2 rRNA genes are annotated in these 2,529 nt (G+C 57.9%); both read right to left on the reverse strand.

Annotated elements, in window-relative coordinates:
* Positions 1-25: 25 nt before the first annotated feature.
* Positions 26-147 (reverse strand): 5S ribosomal RNA (gene rrf, locus EKH81_RS19210).
* Between the two features lie 121 nt (positions 148-268).
* Positions 269-2,529, reverse strand: a 23S ribosomal RNA gene (locus EKH81_RS19215); the annotation flags it as partial.

Here is a 2,529-nt window from a genome sequence, read left to right on the forward strand (position 1 = left end):
TGCTGTGTGGGGTGTGGTATGAATGGGTAGGCGGCGAACCGGTGTTTCCAGAGGCTCGCGCACTCCAGTACTGGCCGGAACGCAGGCGGGCTTAACTTCCGTGTTCGGGATGGGTACGGGTGGTGCCCCGCCGCTCTGGCCGCCTTAACGCCGACTCGCGGAATCGAACCGCGAACACTGTCCAACGTCGGTTGGTTCAACAGTAACGACCGTATGATTGTGTGCAATCCAGTTTGCGCCTGGATCCGTTTAAGCGGATACAGTGCATGAGTGTGTGGCATTGACCAGTTAGTACTCGCGGACTGAACGCCTCGTTGCCTCGGCGCGTACATCCCGAGCCTATCGACCTCGTCTTGTACGAGTGGTCTCAGTTGGTATCTCTTTTCCAGGTGGGTTTCGAGCTTAGATGCGTTCAGCTCTTACCCCGTGTCACGTGGCTGCCCGGCACGCGCTCTTTCGAACGACCGGTACACCAGTGGTGACCAGTCGTAGTTCCTCTCGTACTATACGACCGTTCCCGTCAGATACCGTTGCACCCCCAATAGATAGCAGCCGACCTGTCTCACGACGGTCTAAACCCAGCTCACGACCTCCTTTAATAGGCGAACAACCTCACCCTTGCCCGCGTCTGCACGGGCAGGATGGAGGGAACCGACATCGAGGTAGCAAGCCACCGGGTCGATATGTGCTCTTGCCGGTGACGACTCTGTTATCCCTAAGGTAGCTTTTCTGTCGTCCATGGCCCGCATCAAGCAGGCTCATGAGTTCGCTAGACCACGCTTTCGCGTCAGCGTCCCTTGTTGTGCAGGACACTGTCAGACTTCCTTTTGCTCTTGCGCTCTGTTCCGGGTTCCCGACCCGGATGAGGAAATCTTGGGGCACGCTCGATATCTTTTCGAGCGTGTACCGCCCCAGTCAAACTGCCCGGCTACCGGTGTCCTCCTCCCGGAGTGAGAGTCACAGTCACTAACGGGTAGTATTTCAATGGTGACTCGGTGGCCCGCTAGCGCGGGTACCTGTGTAGTGTCTCCTACCTATGCTGCACATTAGCGACCGTGTCTCAGCGACAGCCTGCAGTAAAGCTCTATAGGGTCTTCGCTTCCCCTTGGGGGTCTCCAGACTCCGCACTGGAATGTACAGTTCACCGGGCCCAACGTTGGGACAGTGACGCTCTCGTTGATCCATTCATGCAAGCCGCTACTGAAGCGGCAAGGTACTACGCTACCTTAAGAGGGTCATAGTTACCCCCGCCGTTAACGGGTCCTTCGCCTCGTTGTACCGAGTGTTCAGATACCCGCACTGGGCAGGATTCAGTGACCGTACGAGTCCTTGCGGATTTGCGGTCACCTATGTTGTTACTAGACAGTCGGAGCGTCCGAGTCACTGCGACCTGCCCCTCTCCGGGGCAGGCATCCCTTATCGCGAACTTACGGGACTAACTTGCCGAATTCCCTAACGTCGGTTGCTCCCGACAGACCTTGGCTTACGCCGCCAGAGCACCTGTGTCGGATCTGGGTACGAACACTCTACTCCCTTTTCACGGGCCCCAGGTTGGGCTGACTTGCGCTATTCCGCCGTTCGTCCGCTTCCTGCCATTACGGCTTCCACGGACTTTGACGGTTCGACCGGGCGAAAGCCCGGCTCAACCTACCCCGAGGCGTCGGTTTCACTGTAGAGTGGTACTGGAATATTAACCAGTTTCCCGTTTGTCTCGCTCGAATTGCGACGAGACTTAGGATCGACTAACCCTCGGCTGTTCAGCATTGCCGAGGAACCCTTGCTCTTGAGGCCGTCGGGGTTCTAACCCGACTAACGCTGCTACTATGACCAAGATTTTCGTCACCAGTCGGTCCATACGAATTCTCACCCGTACTTCCATCCGAATGGTGTGCCAACCTACTCGATCACCCTGTTATGGGTGCGGCCAGGTCTCGGTGGCGGACTTGAGCCCCGATCATTTTGGGCGCTCCGAACCTCGGCCGGTAAGCTGTTACGCTTTTCTTAGAGGGTAGCTGCTTCTAAGCTCACCTCCCGGCTGTCTAGGGCTCGGAACCACCTTCGATCGCACTTAGTCCGCACTTGGGGACCTTAACCCAGCTCTGGGTTGTCTCCCTCACGGTGCACAGGCTTACCCCGCACACCGGATTCCCTGCGTCGGCGGCGTCCGTAAGTTTGGAGTTTGACAGGGGGGCCGACTCCTCTCGGAGTCGGCGCCCCCAATCGGTCGCTCTACCTCACGGACTACCTCGACAGAGGTCATGCTTCGACATGTGTCGGTTGGAACCAGCTGTTGCCAGATTCGATGGGCCTTTCACCCCTATACGTAGGTCACGAGAGGGTATTGTAGGACACCAACTCTAGCAGGCCTCCACGTGGCTTTCGCCACGCTTCGCCTTGCCCACGCATAGATCATCTGGTTTCGGGTCGTATCCGTTCGACTCCCCGCGCTTGAACACGGCGGCCCTCGCCTAACGGCTGCGGCCATGTTGGTTTCCCTGTGCCTTCCCCGATGCTCGGGTTAGACTCGCC

Origin of the sequence: Halorussus amylolyticus, assembly GCF_004143485.2 — an archaeon.
Lineage (GTDB): Archaea > Halobacteriota > Halobacteria > Halobacteriales > Haladaptataceae > Halorussus > Halorussus amylolyticus.